Here is a 15142-nt window from a genome sequence, read left to right as displayed (position 1 = left end):
CGCCCAGCCTAGAGGTCGGGAGGGGGATGGTCCTAGCCCTTCTTGTCGAGCTTGGTCTCGGTCTCCTTGGCCGCGCCGAGGACGGTGACGTCGCTGACCTTCCACACGCCCTTCTGCTTGATCATGACCAGCTTCAGGTGCGTGCCGAGGACGTTGCGCACCGCCTCCTTGCTGGTGACCTGCTGGTCCACCGAGACCAGCGCCTTGGCGGAGGCGTCGTCCAGCTCGGACAGGTACACCTCGCGGACCGTCGCCTTGGAGACGGCCTCCAGCTTGACGATGACCTGCTCCATCGGGCCGCCGAACGCCTCGTCGTAGGTGGCCAGGAAGTCGCCCGCGGTCATCGCGATGACCTTGCCGCGGGTGGTCTGCAGGTCCTTGTAGTCGTAGCTGAGCAGGGTGGTGGCGAACGCGCCGGCGGCGCCCGACACCTCCAGACGCAGGAGGCGGTCGTGCTCCAGCGGGGCCAGCCGCTCCTGGAGGCGGCCGGCGCTGATCCACTGGAGCACCGCGGTCGCGCCCGCCGTGGCCAGCACCAGTGCCAGCACCGCGCCGATCGCCACACCGCGCCACCGCGCGCCACGTCCTCCACCCGTACGGCCGGCACCCCCGTCCCCGGCGTCCCCGGCGGCGTCTCCGGTGGCGTCCCCGGCCGCGGTGCTCGCGGTCTTGGAGGCGACGGGCGGTGGATCGACGGCCTCCGAACCCTCGCCCTCCGGACCGTTGGTTCTCGAGGCCGGTGCCTTCAGAGCCTGTGCCCCCGGAGCCTGTGCCCCCAGAGTCTGTGCCCCCGAAGTCTGTGCCTCTGGGGTCTGTGCCTCTGGGGTCTGTGCCTTCGGGGTCGCCGCGTCCTCGGGGACGTCGGCCTTCGGGGCGTCGGTCGTCGAGGACGCGGCCTCCGGGACATCGGGCTGCGCGGTCTCGGTTCCCGAGATGTCGGCCTCCGGTTCCTCTCGGGTCGTCTCCTCGGCGAGGGACTGCTTGGTGGTCATGTGTCGTCACTCCGTTCCGCGGCGGCGAGAGGACCGTCCCACCGCGATCCAGCCCAGCACCCCGCCGCAGACGACGAGGGCCAGCAGGATCGCGACGACGAGCGGTGCGAGGTTCTGGGAGGCGGCAGCCGTGGGTGCCGCGCCCTCGGCGGCCGAGGCGGCCGGGTCGGCGTCCCGCGGCAGAGCCTCACCGGCGTCGCCATCCGATCCGGTATCGCCGTCGGTGCCGGGACTGGCGTCGGCGCCGGTCTTGTCCGCGCCCGTCCTGGCGTCCGTGTCGGCCGGGGTGTCGGCCGGGGTGCCGGCCTGGGTGTCGGCGGGCTCGGTGTCGGGTGCGGACTCCTGCGGGGCGGTGCCGTTCTCCGGTCGCCGCGGGTCGGCGGTCGTCGGGGCGTCCTCGTCCTCGTGCGGGCCCCGGTCCGCCGTGAAGTCGACCGTGGTGACCGGCGCGTGCTTCGGGCACTCCAGCAGCGGCGCCATCCTCGGCGGCCCGATCGGTTTCTCGTACTCCTCGGCGGGCTGCGGGCCGCCGGGGACGCTGAAGATGAACGTCGTCCTGCCGTACACGGTGCCGTCCGGGCGCTTGTCGCTGATGTCGTCGGTCAGGCTGAGCGCGGTCGGCACGACGCTGAGCAGGTGGTGGACGTCGCGTTCGGTCGCGGCGGAGAAGGCCGGCCGGTGCGGCAGGCCCGCGGCGGTGAGCGTGCACGACAGGCCGGGCCTGGCCGTCCTGATGAGGGTGTCGATCTGCCCGAACACGCCGGGCCCGTGGTCGAGGAAGGCGTGCAGGTCCTTGCGCGACTCGCGCAGCGAGCCGGTCACGGTCGCCAGGTCGGAGATGCCCGAGGCAAGCTTCTCCCTGCGGCCGGCCAGGGTGCCGGTCAGCCGGGTGAGCTGGACGGCCAGCTCGTCGAGGGTCCTGGAGTTGTCGGCGAGGGTGTCGGTCAGCCCGTGGGCGTCGTCGATGATGCTCCTGATCGCGGGCGCGCGGCCGTCCAGGGCCACCGCCAGCTCGTGGGTGACCGTCTTGGCGTCCTTGGCGGGGACCGCGTTGAGCAGCTTGCCCACGCCTTCGAACAGCTCCTTGTAGTCGAGCGGCACGCTCGTCCTGCGCACCGGGATCACGTCGCCCGGCGCGAACGAGGGCCCGTTCACGCCGGTCTCGGGCGGGGTCAGCTCCACGTACGGCTCGCCGATGGCCGACTTGCGCCGCACCTCGGCGGTGCTGGCTCTGGGCAGCCTGATCTCCCTGTCGATGTCGAGCCCCACGACGATCTTGCCGGGCGCGAGCCGTACGTCGCCGATCTTGCCGACGCGGACGCCCAGGTAGGCGACGTCGAAGCCGCGCACCAGGCCGGGGGAGGAGACGAACTCGGCGGTGATCCGGTACGGCTGGGTGATCACGTCGAGCTTGATGATCGTGCTGAACGCCCAGACCGTCATCACGACGCCGAGCAGCGCGAAGAAGCCCAGGTTGAGGTAGATGCGGGGTCTCATCGCGGCGGCTCCCACAGCAGCCGGAAGTCGTCCTTGCGGTTGGGCTGCGGGCCGGGGTCGACGTCGGGCCGGTTCGGGATGACGCCCTTGTTCTTCGGCAGCAGCAGGCCCTTCAGCCAGATGTAGATGAGCACCTGGCCGTTGACGGTGATCGGCGGGAGGTCGATGTAGGCCTGCATCCTGGTGACCAGCGTCTTGAGGTCCTCCTTGCCGCGCAGCATCGACGCGCTGATGGCGTCCACCTCCCGCAGCAGCGTACGCAGCCGGGCGGCGTGGCGCGGGTAGACCGTGACATTGGCCTCCTTCGCCAGTTTCGTCAGCGCGACGATCGCCTTCTTGATGTGCTTGCGGCCGTGCTTGACCCGGTCGGTGGCGGCGGCGAGCGTGCCGGGCAGCCGGTCGAGCTCCTTGCTGCCCTTGGCGAGCTGGTCGCCGAGCGCGGCCAGCCCCTCGATCGTGGCCGCGATCTCGGTCCTGGCGGCCGCGTAGCTGTCGGTGACCTGCGCGGTCTGCCTGATCAGCCGGTTGAGGTCGTCGCCCTTGCCGTCGAAGGCGGTGGCGGCGGCGTCGAGGATGGCGTTGACGTCCTGCGCGCCCAGCGCCTCGATCAGCGGGCCCGCCTTGGCGGTGACCTGCTCGATGTCGGGCTCCACGCTGGTGTCGGTGATCGTCGCGCCGCTGGGCAGGAAGGGCCCGGTGGCCATGGTCCTGCCCTTGGGCAGGGTGAGCAGCACGTAGTTCTCGCCGAGGATCGAGGTCTTGGCCACCGTGGCGCTGGTCCCGGTGGGGACCCGTTTGTCCTCCTGGATGGCCATCGTCACCCTGGCCCGGTAGCCGTCGAGCCGGACGTCGGTGACCGTGCCGACCCTGACGTCGGAGATCTGCACGCTGTGGCCGACCACCAGGCTCTGCACGTCGGAGAAGGTCGCCGACAGCGTCAGCTCGCCCTGCGTCGCGCCGACCGTCTGCAGCGTGCAACCCGAGGTGGTCAGGGCCAGGGCGAGCGCGGCGTGTCTGACTCTCATCGGCTCCCTCGCTCGTAGGGGCAGTTGCTCAGGCCGCCCGGCAGGCAGCTCATCCTGGGCAGGTTGAGCGACTCGAACAGGGGCGCCAGCCACGCCCTGGTCATCGCGTTGAGCACGACGCGGATCTTGAGGACGTGCTGCTCCTTGTCCCAGGCGTCGACGACCACGTCGGCGAAGTCGGCGGCGCCCTTGATGGCCTGGGCGAGCTGCTCGCTGTTGGCGCGCACGGTGAGCACCATCTCCGACAGCGTGGCGACGCCCTGGGGCAGGCGCTCCTGGTAGGCCTCGATGAGCACGTCGCCCCGCCGTACGAACTCGGCCATGCCGGCGACGAACCCGCGCAGCCGCCGGCGCTCCTCCGCCAGCGTGGCGCTGGCCTCGGCGAAGGCGTCGATGGTCTTGGTGACCTGGCTCTCCCGCTCGTTGAGGCTGGTGGCCAGCCTGTTCAGGCCCTTGGCCAGGTCGATGAGCTGCTTGTCCTGGGCGGCGAGCGTGCCGGTCAGCTTCGCGGTGTCGGCCAGCGCGTTGTTGATGGTCTTGCCGCGGCCCCGTACGCCGTCCGCCAGGTCGCCGGCCACGTCGCCGAGCTTGTCGGAGTCGAGGGCCTCGGTCAGCTTGGTGAAGGCGTCGAGGGCGTCGTCGATCTCCACGGGCAGGTCGGTGCGCCCGAGCGGGATGACCGCGCCGGGGGCGATCTTCGGCTTGCCGGGCTTCCACGGCGGGTACAGGACGACGTTGCGTTCGCCCAGGGTGTTCTGCGGGGCGACGACGGCCTTCACGTCGTCCGGCAGCGGGATCTCGGGGTAGACCGACATGTCCACCCTGACCTTGTCTCCCTCGATGGTGATCTTCTCCACGGTGCCGGCGTCCAGCCCCATGACCTTGACCCTGGCCTGCTCGTAGAGGCTCGGAGCCTTGGCGAAGATCGCGGTGAGGTGGTAGGGCGCGGGGCCGAGCAGCGAGCAGCCGCCGGTGGCGGCGAGCAGGACGGCCATGACGAGCAGCGCCATGCCGCGCCGGGCGAGGGTGCGCGGGCGCCGCCGCGTGCCGGGGCTCATCGGTCGTTCTTCCTGTCCTTGGCGATCGCGGCCAGCACCTCGGGGTTGATCGGTCCCAGCCCGGTGGCGATGGCCTCGATCCACGGCCCCTGCCCGCCCATCGTCGACAGCCCCGCGAACGTCGGGCCGGCCCACCCCAGCACGGAGTTGAACTCCTTCCTGCTCCCGGTCAGCTTCGTGGTGATCGCGCTGGTGTTGTCGAGGGTGTCCACCAGGCTCTTCTCGTGCTCGACGATCAGCTTGGTGGTGCCGGCGACCAGGTCGCTGCCGTCGCCCAGGAGCGTGCGCAGCTCGGCCCTGCGCGCCCGCAGCTCGTCCAGCATGACCTCGATCGCGTCGATGAGCCGCCCGATCTGCTTGTCCTTCTTCTCCAGGACGTCCATGATCTTGGTGCCGTTGTCGAGCAGGCGCTGCAGGTCGGGCTGGCTCCTGCTGATCGTGTCCGACAGGTCGCCGATGTTCTTCAGCAGGCGCGTCACCCGTCCCCGCTTGGCCAGGTCCACCTTGCCCAGCTCGGTGAGCAGCTTGTCGACCGCCTCGGTGTCGAGCCGTTTCACCAGCCTGGTGGCGTCCTTGAGCGCGTCGTTGACCAGGACGGGGGTGCCGGTGCGCTCGACCGGGATGGTCCGCTGCCCCTCGGGCAGCTGGTCCAGGTACGGCGCGGCCACCGGCCCGGTCAGCTTCACGTAACGCCCGCCCAGCAGGTTGGACAGCGTGATGTCGGCCCGGGCGTTCCTGCCGAGCCGTACCTCGCTGTCGACCTTCCAGGTGACCACCACGTGACCCTGTCCGTAGTCGGGGCGCACCTCGGTCACCTCGCCCACGCGCACGCCCGCCACCCGCACGTCGTTGCCCGTCTTCAGCCCGCCGGAGTCGACGAAGATCCCCGACATGTAGTAGCCGCCCTCGAGCAGGCCGAGCGTGCCGACCAGGAACGTGCCGACGAACAGCGAGACGAGCACGCCGAGCGAGACGAGCCCCACCGCGATCCTGTTGCGGTCGCGGAACGATTTCAGCGCCATCACCCACCCACCATGAGCCTGCGCAGGTCCTTGGAGCTCTGGATCCTCAGGCTCTCCCGCAGCGGGGGCGGCGACTCCATGGGATAGGGACACGGCTGGGGCCCGAGAGCCACGCACGGGACCGCCGAGATGAAGTAGTGGCCGCGGTTGACGCTGGCGTAGGCGCGGCTGAACAGCGGCCGGATGGTGTTCACCGTCCTGTCGACCTTGTTCACGTTGCGCCGGATGCCGGAGGTGAGCCGGGCCAGGCTGTCGGTGACCGCGCCGAGCTCCTCGGCGTTCTTGCCGAGCACCTCGTTGGAGACGCGGAAGGTGGTCGACAGCTCCACCAGGGACTCGTCGATCAGCCTGCGGTTGTCGGCGAACGACTCCGACAGCGTCACCAGGTTGTCGACCAGGCGGGAGATCTGCCGGTCGCGCCTGGCCACCACGCCCGTGACGGTGGCGTAGTCCTTCAGCAGCTGCCGGATGAGCTCCTTGCGCTGGTTGACCGTGCCGGTGATGTCGTTGACGTTGTCGAGCAGGCGGGGGATGTTCTCGTGGTTGCCCTCCAGGGCCTTGCCGGCGGCGGTGAGCAGCTGGTTGATCTGCTCGGCGTCCAGGCTCCTGGTGAGCGGGCCGAGGTCGCTGACCAGCTCGCCGATGTCCACGACGGAGGCGGTGCGCGCGATGCGGGCGCCCGGCGCGAGCCGGTCGGGGGCGGTGCCGGGGACGAGGTAGACCACGCGCTGCCCGACGGCGTTGCGCCACCTGATGGCCGCCTCGCTGTCGGAGGGGATCCGCACCGCCTCCTGCACCTCCAGCGTCACCTCCGCCCTGCCGTCGACGACCCGGATGGAGCGCACCTGGCCGACCGGCGCGCCCGCGATCTTGACCTGGTCGCCCACCAGCAGCCCCGAGACGTCGTCGAAGGTGGCGACCAGCGGGTATCCGGCGTCCGTGCTGACCCGGGCGATCTGTACGGCGAGCACGGCGATCAGCGAGACGGTGACGGCGAAGAACAGGCCGAAGCGCAGGAGCGTCCAGCGGCGCACGACGCGTTCCCTGGAGACGGCCATCTCAGCGCTTCCTCCCGTCCGTCGGACCGCAGGAGCCGACGATCAGCTCGCAGATGTCGGTGGCGACGAACGCCTCCACCTGGAGCTGGCGGTTCCCGTCGGGGCCGGGCGCCTCGATGAGCTTGTTGAGCAGGTCGACCAGCGTCGTGATGCCGCGCACCCCGTCACCCGCCAGGCCGAGCTGGGCGTAGATGAGCGCGGTCACCCGCTCGGCGGAGTGCACGCCCTCGCGCAGGTTCCGCCGGTGCTTGCGCAGGCCGTGGGCGCCGAGCGCGGAGACGTCGGAGATCTGGTCGAGCAGGACGCGCACCTTCTCGGCCCGCTCCAGCAGGCCGGGGGTGATGGTGTTGACGTCGGCGCCGATCGCGACGATCTCGTCGCCCTTGTCGGCGAGCGTGGCCGACAGCGCGGCCGCGTCGCCGAGGAAGCGCCTGGCCCGCTCGCGGTGCCGGTGCGCGACGCCGACCACGGTGCCCGCGTCGTCGACGAGCTCGCGCATCTTGCCGCCCTTGCCCTCCAGGCCCTTGGCGATCGTGTGCACGATGACCGTGACCTCGCGCGGGTCCACCGCGTCCAGGCCCCGGTAGGCGTCGCCGAGCGAGTCGGACAGGTCGAGTGGACCCTCCGTGTCGGTGATCACGGCGCCGGCCCCCAGGTAGGGGCCGCGCGCCTCACCGGAGCCGAGCCGCAGGTCGACGAACTTGGGGCCGAAGACCGAGCTCGGCTCGATGGAGGCGGCGGTCGTCTGCGGCAGCCGGACGCCGGGCTGGATGTGCATGGTGACCACGGCCTGGCCCTTGGCGTTCAGGTCGACCGCGGTCACGTCGCCCACGGTGATGCCGCGGATCTTGACGGGGGAGTTGGTGTCCATGCCCTGTCCCGCGCGGTCGAAGACCGCCTGGACCTTGGTGCCGCTGATCTCGGTGACGCCGCGCACGAGGAAGAAGCCCGTCGCGACCAGGACCACGACCACGACCAGCGCCACGGCCATGCGGGCGGGCAGGGACAGCTCGTGACGGCCCATGGCTCACCCCGTCAGCTTCACGCCGCTGCCGTCCCCCCAGAACAGGAACGACAGCAGCAGGTTGAGCAGGACGATCGTGACGATCGACTGGCGGATGGCGCGTCCCGCGGCCACGCCCACGCCGACCGGGCCGCCGGTGGCGTAGAAGCCGTAGTAGCAGTGGATGACGATGACCACGAACGCGAAGACGGCGACCTTGATCACGCTGTAGACGATGTCGCTGACCGGCAGGCCGATGTAGAAGTAGTAGTCGTAGACGCCCGGCGCCATCCCGAACAGCACCGTGCACATCAGCCGGGTGGCGAAGAAGCTGGCGAACAGCGCGATCAGGTAGATCGGAAGCAGCGCGACCAGCGCCGCGACGACCCGGGTGCAGATGAGATAGGTGAAGGCGTTGATGCCCATCACCTCGAGCGCGTCGATCTCCTCCGAGATCCGCATCGCGCCGAGCTCGGCGGTGAACGACGAGCCGACCTGCGCCGCCAGCGCCACCGCCGCGATGATCGGGGTGATCTCGCGGACGTTGGCGAAGCTGCCGACCAGGCCCATGAACGACTCGGCGCCGATCGCCTGCAGGCCCTGGTAGCCCTGCAGACCCACGGTCGCCCCCACGACGAAGGCCATCGTGAACACCACGAAGATCATGCCGCCGCCGACGACCGTCGCGCCGACACCCACGACCACGTCGCTGACCTGGCGCATGACGACCTTGAAGTACTTCAGGCGCAGGATCACGTCGCGGACGGAGTAGAAGAGCACCTTCCAGACGAACAGCGGCCAGTCGGCCAGGCGCGCGAAGCGCTCGCCCGCCTCGCGGCCGGCTGCCGCCAGGCGCAGGCCCGCCGTACGGGTGACCATCACAGCACCTTCGGGGGGAAGGCGAGGAAGTAGATCGCGGTGATCACGTAGTTCATCGCGAAGACCAGCATGAAGGTGACGACGGTGGCCCTGTTGACCGCGCGGCCCACGCCGACGGGGCTGGTGGCGCAGGTCATGCCCATGTAGCAGGACACCGCGGCGGCGACGAAGCCGAACACCCACGCCTTGAACAGGGTCACCACCAGGTCGGTCGGGACCACCAGCGACAGCGCCCCGTCGAAGTAGGCGCCGGGGGTGACGCCCTGGACGACCACGTTGAAGAAGTAGCCGCCGGCCGCGCCCGCCACGATCACCAGCGGGGCCAGGCACACCGCGACCGTGCTGGCCGCCCACATGCGCGGGGTGACCAGGCGGTGGATCGGGTTGACCGCCATGACCTCCATCGCGGCCAGCTCGTCGCGGATGTGGCGGGCGCCGATGTCGGAGGTCATCGCGCTGCCTCCGGCGCCGGCGATCAGCAGCGCGCTGGCCATGGGGGCCACCTCGCGCACCAGGCCGACGAAGACCGCGCTGCCGGTGGCCGAGGAGGCGCCTAACTGCCAGGCCAGCTCGCCCACCTGCAGCGCCACGGTGGCGCCCAGGGGGAGCGAGACCAGCAGCACGGGCACGCTGGTCACCCTGGCCAGGAACCAGCACTGGGTGACGAACTCCCACCACCAGGCCTTGACGTCCCAGGTACGGCGCAGGCCCTCCAGGGCGATCACGAACAGCTCGCCCACCTGGCCCAGCACGCTCGCGGCCTTGCGGCCGACGTACCCGGTCAGCGCCATGACCACCTCGGGGGCTCGACTATGGATCAGTCACCTTACTGACGGGTAGTCCAGTAAGTCGATGGTTCCCTGGGAATTTGAGGAAAAGGTATGAGACGCAGCTCACAGGTTGTCAGCCCGCCACGAAAAGTGACGGCCCTGTGACCTTCGGGCGTCCACCGCCGCGGGAACACGCGGGCCGGAGCAAAGCGAAAGGCCCGGCCGTGATACACGGCCGGGCCTTTCCGAAGTAGCGGGGACAGGATTTGAACCTGCGACCTTTGGGTTATGAGCCCAACGAGCTACCGAGCTGCTCTACCCCGCGTCGACATGCATAAGACTAGCAGCTCGGCGGGAGTGCTCGGGCACGTTTGTCTGGGTGCGCGGCCGCGCTCAGCCCAGCAGGGTCGCCATCCAGCCCTCCACCTCGTCCGGGTGACGGGGCAGCCCCGCCGACATCAGCCTGGCGCCGTCGGCGGTGACGACCAGGTCGTCCTCGATCCGCACCCCGATGCCGCGGAACTCCTCCGGCAGCGTCAGGTCGTCGGCCTGCAGGTAGAGACCGGGCTCCACGGTGAGGACCTGGCCCTCCTCCAGCACGCCGTCCAGGTAGCTCTCGGCCCTGGCCTTGGCGCAGTCGTGGACGTCGAGGCCGAGCATGTGGCCGCTGCTGCAGACCGTGTAGCGGCGGTACAGGCCGCTCTCCAAGAGCCGGTCCGGCGAGTCCTTCAGCACCCCCCAGTCGTGCAGGCCCTCGCAGATGACGCGCATGGCCGCCAGGTGGAAGTCGCGGAAGCGCGCGCCCGGCCTGAGGGTGGCGATGGCCGCGCTCTGCGCCTCGTACACCAGCTCGTACACCTGTCGCTGGACCGGGGAGAAGCGCCCGGACAGCGGCAGCGTCCTGGTGATGTCGGCGGTGTAGAGCGAGTCTGTCTCGATGCCGGCGTCCAGCAGCAGCAGGTCGCGCTCGTCCAGCCTGCCGTCGTTGCGGATCCAGTGCAGCACGTTGGCGTGCGCGCCGGAGGCGACGATGCTGTCGTAGCCGACGGCGTTGCCCTCCAGGCGCGAGCGCAGGCCGAAGACACCCTCCAGGTACCGCTCGCCGCGCACCTGACCCAGGGCCGCCGGTACGGCCCGCACCACGTCCTCGAACCCGCGGGTGGTCGCGTCGACCGCGAACTGCAGCTCGGCGACCTCCCACTCGTCCTTGAGCAGCCGCATCTCCGACAGGAAGGACTCCAGCTCCGCGTCACCCTCGCCCGGCGCGACCCTCGCGTCCACGCTCGCGTCGACGCCGCGCAGCACCCGCGCGGTCCCGCCCAGCGACAGCTCGCCGATGTGCGCGGTCGCCACCTGGTACAGGTCCTGGGCCTCGCCCAGGTCGGGGCGGCGGCCCACCCAGAACTCGCCGAAGCGCCGGTCGCGGTAGAACTCCTGGCTGCCCGCCCGCGGCGAGCGGGGGCGCAGGTAGAGCACGGCCTCGCCGGTCGGCTCGATCACCAGCACGTCGTCGGGCTCGGTGTCGCCGGTCAGGTAGGCGAAGGCGCTGTGCGTCCTGAACCGGTAGTCGCTGTCGTTGCTGCGCACCTTCAGCGAGCCGGAAGGGATGATCAGCCGTTCGCCCGGGAACCGGGCGGCCAGCGCGGCGCGCCGCTTGGCCGTCCACGGCGCGACGGGAAGCGGCTCGAGGCCGGTCTGCCGGGTGTCCGCCCAGCCCGTCTCCATGAAGGCGGCCAGCTCGTCGGTGATGGGCAGGTCGTGGCTGCCGGTGTTCAGCTTCTCGGACAATGCTGATCCCTGGGGTAGGAGGTGATATTTCACATGGTACGACGCTCGCGCCCCCCTGCACCTTAACGGCAAAAACAATGTCGCTCGTGATTGGTCCGAGTGAGCCCAGGGGAGAGTCAGGGGTACCTACAGCCGAGGTGGTGGTCCATGCTCATCGGAACGATCTTGCGGGGCAAGGGATCAGACGTGGTGACGGTGCGCCCGGACACCACGGTGCGAGAATTGCTGACCAGGCTTGCCGACTACAACATCGGCGCCGTCGTCGTGTGCGGGGACGACTCGGTGATCACCGGGATCGTGTCCGAACGTGACGTCGTGCGCAGGCTCAACGACAGGGGCCCCGAGGTCCTCGACGCCCCTGTCTCGGACATCATGACGGCCGAGGTGCGCACCTGCCAGATCGACGCCAACGTCGACGAACTGCGCAGGACGATGACCACCCACCGCATCAGGCACGTGCCCGTGATCGACGCGGGACGCCTGGTCGGCATCGTGAGCATCGGAGACGTGGTCAAGAGCACCATCGAGCAGCTCGAGACGGAGAAGGCCTCGCTCGTCGACTACCTGCACCGCTGACCGGAGGCGGGGGGACATGGCACGCTTGTCCCCGTGACGTACGGCCACCCCCCGCCACCACGCGCCTCGAGCAGCCCGACGCTGATCCTGCTCGCCTCGGGGCTGACCGGGATCCTCGGCTTCCTCATCGGCTTCTTCGCGGGCCTCGGATCGTCGGAGCCCGCCGCGGCGCCGCCGTACTCGGCGCCGGAGATGACCGTGACCATGGAGAGCCCGTCGGAGAGCCCGTCGGAGACGCCGACGGGCGGGATCGGCACGGCACCGACGGCACCGACGGGAGCGCCCACGGGAGGCACCGCCACGGGCCCGGCCACCGGCGGTCCGGCGCCGAGCCGGCCGCCCGCCGCGGTTCCCTCCGGAGGGTCGTCCGTGCCCTCGTCCGTGCCCTCGTCCGCGCCCTCGTCCGTGCCCTCGGCGGGGCCCTCGGCGGGGCTGCCGCTGGGCAGCGGCATCCAGGTGGTCGGCACCGACATCCAGCCAGGCACTTACAAGACGGAAGGCCCCGCCGCCGGCCAGCCGTTGTGCTACTGGGCCCGGTTGAAGGGCACGGGGGGCGATCCCGGCGACGTGATCACCAGCGGGATGCCCAGCGGGCCCGCGACCGTCACCATCGAGGCGACCGACAAGGCCTTCCAGAGCGGGGGCTGTGGACCATGGGTGAAACTGTGAAACTCAAGCTCGACCTGCACGACATCTACAACAAGGGCGACCAGATCGACAGGGCGCTGCGGGGCATCATCGACGAGGCCATCCGCAAGCGGGCCACCGAGGTCGAGATCATCCCGGGCAAGGGCAGCGGGCAGCTCAAGAAGAAGGTGCTGCGCTTCCTCGACCAGAAGGAGATCAAGGCGCTCTACCACCGCATCGACAAGGACGCCAAGAACCACGGGCGGCTCTTCGTGTACTTCCGCCACAAGTGAGCGCGGGCGGAGCAGCCGATCAGTGCCGGGAACACGCGCAAGCCGGTGGCCGTGGGAGGAACCGGGGGAGCGGGGAATGATGCGAGCATGTCGATCCTGCGAAACTTCCTGGAAAGCGTGCGCACCGGCGGCATCGAGGTCATCGACCTGACCGCGCCCCTCTCCGACCAGACGCCGATCCTTCAGCTCCCCGAACCCTTCGGGAACACGATCCCCTTCCGGCTGGAGGAGATCAGCCGCTACGACGACCGCGGCCCCGCCTGGTACTGGAACGACATCCACACCGGCGAGCACACCGGCACGCACTTCGACGCCCCCGTCCACTGGGTGACCAACCGCGACGGCCAGGACGTCTCCCAGGTGCCCGTGCAGCGCCTGCTCGCGCCCGCCGTCGTCCTCGACTTCGCCGCCGAGGCGTCCAAGGACCCCGACTTCCTGCTCGAGGTGGAGCACGTCGAGGAGTGGGAGCGGGTCAACGGGCCGCTGCCCGCGGGGGGCTGGCTCCTCTACCGCACCGGCTGGGACGCCAGGTCCGACAGCCCCGCCGACTTCCTCAACGAGGGCCACTCGCCCGGCATCTCGGTGGAGTGCGCGCGCTGGCTGGCCAGGCAGGCGCCGATCATCGGCGTCGGCGTCGAGACCGTCGGCACGGACGCCGGCGCCGCCCACTCCTTCGACCCCGCCTTCCCGTGCCACTCCTTCCTGCTCGGCGCGGGCAAGTACGGCCTGACCCAGCTGCGCAACCTCGACAAGCTCCCGCCCACGGGCAGCGTCGTGATCGCGCCCCCGCTGCCGATCGTCGGCGGCTCGGGCAGTCCCGTCCGCGTGCTCGCGCTGGTCGAACGGTGACCGTCGCGGCGCTGGTGGGCCGGATCCTCGCCGAGCTCGGCGTGGAGACGGTCTTCGGCGTGGTCGGCAGCGGCAACTTCCACGTCACCAACGCCCTCGTGGCCGGCGGTGCCCGCTTCGTGGCCGCCCGCCACGAGGGCGGCGCCGCGACCATGGCCGACGCCTACGCGCGGATGAGCGGCCGGGTCGCCGCCGTCTCGGTGCACCAGGGCCCGGGGCTGACCAACGCGATGACCGGCATCGCCGAGGCGGCCAAGAGCCGTACCCCGCTCATCGTGCTGGCCGGCGAGGCGACCCAGGTCCGCTCCAACTTCCACGTCGACCAGGACGCGATGGCCCGCGCCGTGGGCGCCACGGCCCTGCGGGTCCGCTCGGCCGGGACCGCCGTCGAGGACACCGTCGAGGCGTTCCTCACGGCGCGGGCCGGCCGTACCGTCCTGCTCAACCTCCCCCTGGACGTGCAGAGCGAGGCCGGGGACCGGGACGAGGCGTGGAAGGCGGCCGTCCTGAGCGCCCGCACCGCCGCCGAGCCGCCCACCGCCCCGTCCGAGGAGGACGTGGCCCGGCTGGCCGGCCTGCTGTCCGGCGCCGAACGGCCGGTGTTCGTCGCCGGCCGCGGCGCCAGGCACGCCCGCCGCGAGCTGGAGGCCCTCGCCGACCGGGCGGGCGCGCTGCTGGCGACCTCCGCCGTCGCCAAGGGGCTGTTCCGGGGCAGCCCGTGGGACCTCGACGTCAGCGGCGGCTTCGCCTCCCCCCTGGCAGCCGAGCTGATCGCGGGCGCGGACGTGCTGGTGGGCTGGGGGTGCGCCCTCAACATGTGGACGACCAGGCACGGCAGGCTCATCGGCCCGCGCGCCAAGGTCGTCCAGGTCGACCTCGACCCGGACGCCATCGGCGCCCACCGGCCCGTCGAGCTGGGCGTCGTGGGCGACGTCGCCAGGGTGGCCACGGCGGTGACGGCGGCGCTCGGCGGCACGCCGTCGAGGGCCTCCTGCCGCACGCCTGAGCTGGCCGCGCGGATCGCGGGGGAGGTGCGGTGGCGCGGCGTGCCGTACCAGGACGAGAGCGGGGACGGCAGGATCGACCCCAGGACGCTCACGATCGCGCTGGACGACCTGCTGCCCGCCGACCGCGTCGTCGCCACCGACTCGGGCAACTTCATGGGATATCCGGCGATGTTCCTCGACGTCCCCGACGAGCGGGGGTTCTGCTTCACCCAGGCCTTCCAGTCGATCGGTCTCGGCCTGGCCACCGCGATCGGCGCGGCGGTGGCCCTGCCGGACAGGCTCGCCGTGGCCGCGCTGGGCGACGGCGGCGCGCTCATGGGCATCGCCGAACTGGAGACCGTGGTACGGCTCGGGCTGCCGATGGTGATCGTGGTCTACGACGACGAGGCCTACGGGGCCGAGGTGCACCACTTCGGGCCGTCGGGGCACCCGCTCGACACGGTCACCTTCCCCGCCGTCGACCTGGCCGGGATCGCCCGCGGGTACGGCTGCGCGGCGGTGACCGTCACGGAGCGGGGCGACCTGGACGCGGTCGTCTCGTGGCTGGAGGGGCCGAGGGATCGGCCGCTCCTGGTCCATGCGAAGGTCAGCGCGAGTCATGGGTCGTGGTGGCTGGAGGAGGCGTTCCGAGGCCACTGACCGCCCCTCGGGCCGGCGGGGTGCCGGACGGCGGGCGTCGGGCTGGAGTGGCCGGGCCG

Annotated in this window: 15 protein-coding genes and 1 tRNA gene; 5 read left to right on the top strand and 11 right to left on the bottom strand. The window is 71.0% G+C overall.

Going from position 1 to position 15142, the window contains the following annotated elements; translation table 11 throughout:
- Window positions 1–32: 32 nt before the first annotated feature.
- The 11 genes from ACWDLG_RS16885 to ACWDLG_RS16835 form a co-directional block, all read right to left on the bottom strand.
- The gene (locus ACWDLG_RS16885; RefSeq protein ID WP_449920755.1) at window positions 33–992 is read right to left on the bottom strand and encodes a hypothetical protein; all 960 of its coding nucleotides are present in this window, start codon (window positions 990–992) and stop codon (window positions 33–35) included.
- Between the two features lie 6 nt (window positions 993–998).
- A complete protein-coding gene (locus ACWDLG_RS16880; RefSeq protein ID WP_449920754.1) occupies window positions 999–2489 on the bottom strand; it encodes an MCE family protein in 1491 nt (496 codons plus the stop codon).
- Window positions 2486–3514: an MCE family protein gene (locus tag ACWDLG_RS16875; RefSeq protein WP_449920751.1), complete on the bottom strand. Its 1029-nt coding sequence runs from the start codon at window positions 3512–3514 to the stop codon at window positions 2486–2488. The genes ACWDLG_RS16880 and ACWDLG_RS16875 overlap by 4 nt, the downstream gene beginning before the upstream one ends.
- Window positions 3511–4572: an MCE family protein gene (locus ACWDLG_RS16870; protein ID WP_449920749.1), complete on the bottom strand. Its 1062-nt coding sequence runs from the start codon at window positions 4570–4572 to the stop codon at window positions 3511–3513. Before ACWDLG_RS16870 ends, ACWDLG_RS16875 begins: the two co-directional genes overlap by 4 nt.
- Complete coding sequence (locus tag ACWDLG_RS16865) at window positions 4569–5594, bottom strand: MlaD family protein (RefSeq protein WP_449920747.1); 1026 nt, start codon at window positions 5592–5594, stop codon at window positions 4569–4571. Before ACWDLG_RS16865 ends, ACWDLG_RS16870 begins: the two co-directional genes overlap by 4 nt.
- The gene (locus ACWDLG_RS16860; RefSeq protein WP_449920745.1) at window positions 5594–6652 is read right to left on the bottom strand and encodes an MCE family protein; all 1059 of its coding nucleotides are present in this window, start codon (window positions 6650–6652) and stop codon (window positions 5594–5596) included. The genes ACWDLG_RS16865 and ACWDLG_RS16860 overlap by 1 nt, the downstream gene beginning before the upstream one ends.
- A gap of 1 nt (window position 6653) precedes the next feature.
- A complete protein-coding gene (locus ACWDLG_RS16855) occupies window positions 6654–7676 on the bottom strand; it encodes an MlaD family protein (protein WP_354910673.1) in 1023 nt (340 codons plus the stop codon).
- A gap of 3 nt (window positions 7677–7679) precedes the next feature.
- Window positions 7680–8534 (bottom strand): ABC transporter permease, encoded by an 855-nt coding sequence (locus ACWDLG_RS16850; RefSeq protein WP_354910676.1) that lies wholly within the window; start codon window positions 8532–8534, stop codon window positions 7680–7682.
- Entirely contained in the window at window positions 8534–9325 is a 792-nt protein-coding gene (locus ACWDLG_RS16845; RefSeq protein WP_354910679.1) for an MlaE family ABC transporter permease, read from the bottom strand. The genes ACWDLG_RS16850 and ACWDLG_RS16845 overlap by 1 nt, the downstream gene beginning before the upstream one ends.
- A gap of 230 nt (window positions 9326–9555) precedes the next feature.
- Window positions 9556–9629 (bottom strand) — tRNA-Met (locus ACWDLG_RS16840).
- A gap of 68 nt (window positions 9630–9697) precedes the next feature.
- Entirely contained in the window at window positions 9698–11092 is a 1395-nt protein-coding gene (locus tag ACWDLG_RS16835; RefSeq protein WP_449920739.1) for an aminopeptidase P family protein, read from the bottom strand.
- 147 nt (window positions 11093–11239) lie between these two features.
- On the opposite strand from ACWDLG_RS16835, the gene ACWDLG_RS16830 reads away from it, so the two are divergent.
- The 5 genes from ACWDLG_RS16830 to ACWDLG_RS16810 all read left to right on the top strand — a co-directional run bounded on the left by ACWDLG_RS16830 (window position 11240) and on the right by ACWDLG_RS16810 (window position 15083).
- The gene (locus ACWDLG_RS16830) at window positions 11240–11668 is read left to right on the top strand and encodes a CBS domain-containing protein (protein ID WP_449920737.1); all 429 of its coding nucleotides are present in this window, start codon (window positions 11240–11242) and stop codon (window positions 11666–11668) included.
- Window positions 11669–11701: 33 nt separating this feature from the next.
- On the top strand, window positions 11702–12337 hold the full coding sequence (locus ACWDLG_RS16825) for a hypothetical protein (protein WP_449920735.1): 636 nt from the start codon (window positions 11702–11704) through the stop codon (window positions 12335–12337).
- Complete coding sequence (locus tag ACWDLG_RS16820) at window positions 12334–12588, top strand: Smr/MutS family protein (protein WP_354910689.1); 255 nt, start codon at window positions 12334–12336, stop codon at window positions 12586–12588. The genes ACWDLG_RS16825 and ACWDLG_RS16820 overlap by 4 nt, the downstream gene beginning before the upstream one ends.
- 87 nt (window positions 12589–12675) lie before the next feature.
- The gene (locus ACWDLG_RS16815) at window positions 12676–13437 is read left to right on the top strand and encodes a cyclase family protein (protein WP_449920732.1); all 762 of its coding nucleotides are present in this window, start codon (window positions 12676–12678) and stop codon (window positions 13435–13437) included.
- The gene (locus ACWDLG_RS16810; RefSeq protein WP_449920729.1) at window positions 13434–15083 is read left to right on the top strand and encodes a thiamine pyrophosphate-binding protein; all 1650 of its coding nucleotides are present in this window, start codon (window positions 13434–13436) and stop codon (window positions 15081–15083) included. The genes ACWDLG_RS16815 and ACWDLG_RS16810 overlap by 4 nt, the downstream gene beginning before the upstream one ends.
- Window positions 15084–15142 lie beyond the last annotated feature (59 nt).

It is taken from the genome of Nonomuraea sp. NPDC003727 (assembly GCF_053586935.1).
The sequence above is the reverse complement of the archived record's forward strand: the minus strand, read 5'-3'. Positions and strand labels throughout refer to the sequence as shown.

Excerpts from the sequence above, each read along its gene's own strand:
- ACWDLG_RS16880 (WP_449920754.1), bottom strand. The coding sequence starts at position 2,489 with ATGAGACCCCGCATCTACCTCAACCTGGGCTTCTTCGCGCTGCTCGGC.
- ACWDLG_RS16815 (WP_449920732.1), top strand. The coding sequence starts at position 12,676 with ATGTCGATCCTGCGAAACTTCCTGGAAAGCGTGCGCACCGGCGGCATC.
- ACWDLG_RS16830 (WP_449920737.1), top strand. The coding sequence starts at position 11,240 with ATGCTCATCGGAACGATCTTGCGGGGCAAGGGATCAGACGTGGTGACG.
- ACWDLG_RS16870 (WP_449920749.1), bottom strand. The coding sequence starts at position 4,572 with ATGAGCCCCGGCACGCGGCGGCGCCCGCGCACCCTCGCCCGGCGCGGC.
- ACWDLG_RS16875 (WP_449920751.1), bottom strand. The coding sequence starts at position 3,514 with ATGAGAGTCAGACACGCCGCGCTCGCCCTGGCCCTGACCACCTCGGGT.
- ACWDLG_RS16860 (WP_449920745.1), bottom strand. The coding sequence starts at position 6,652 with ATGGCCGTCTCCAGGGAACGCGTCGTGCGCCGCTGGACGCTCCTGCGC.
- ACWDLG_RS16855 (WP_354910673.1), bottom strand. The coding sequence starts at position 7,676 with ATGGGCCGTCACGAGCTGTCCCTGCCCGCCCGCATGGCCGTGGCGCTG.
- ACWDLG_RS16865 (WP_449920747.1), bottom strand. The coding sequence starts at position 5,594 with ATGGCGCTGAAATCGTTCCGCGACCGCAACAGGATCGCGGTGGGGCTC.
- ACWDLG_RS16850 (WP_354910676.1), bottom strand. The coding sequence starts at position 8,534 with ATGGTCACCCGTACGGCGGGCCTGCGCCTGGCGGCAGCCGGCCGCGAG.
- ACWDLG_RS16845 (WP_354910679.1), bottom strand. The coding sequence starts at position 9,325 with ATGGCGCTGACCGGGTACGTCGGCCGCAAGGCCGCGAGCGTGCTGGGC.
- ACWDLG_RS16885 (WP_449920755.1), bottom strand. The coding sequence starts at position 992 with ATGACCACCAAGCAGTCCCTCGCCGAGGAGACGACCCGAGAGGAACCG.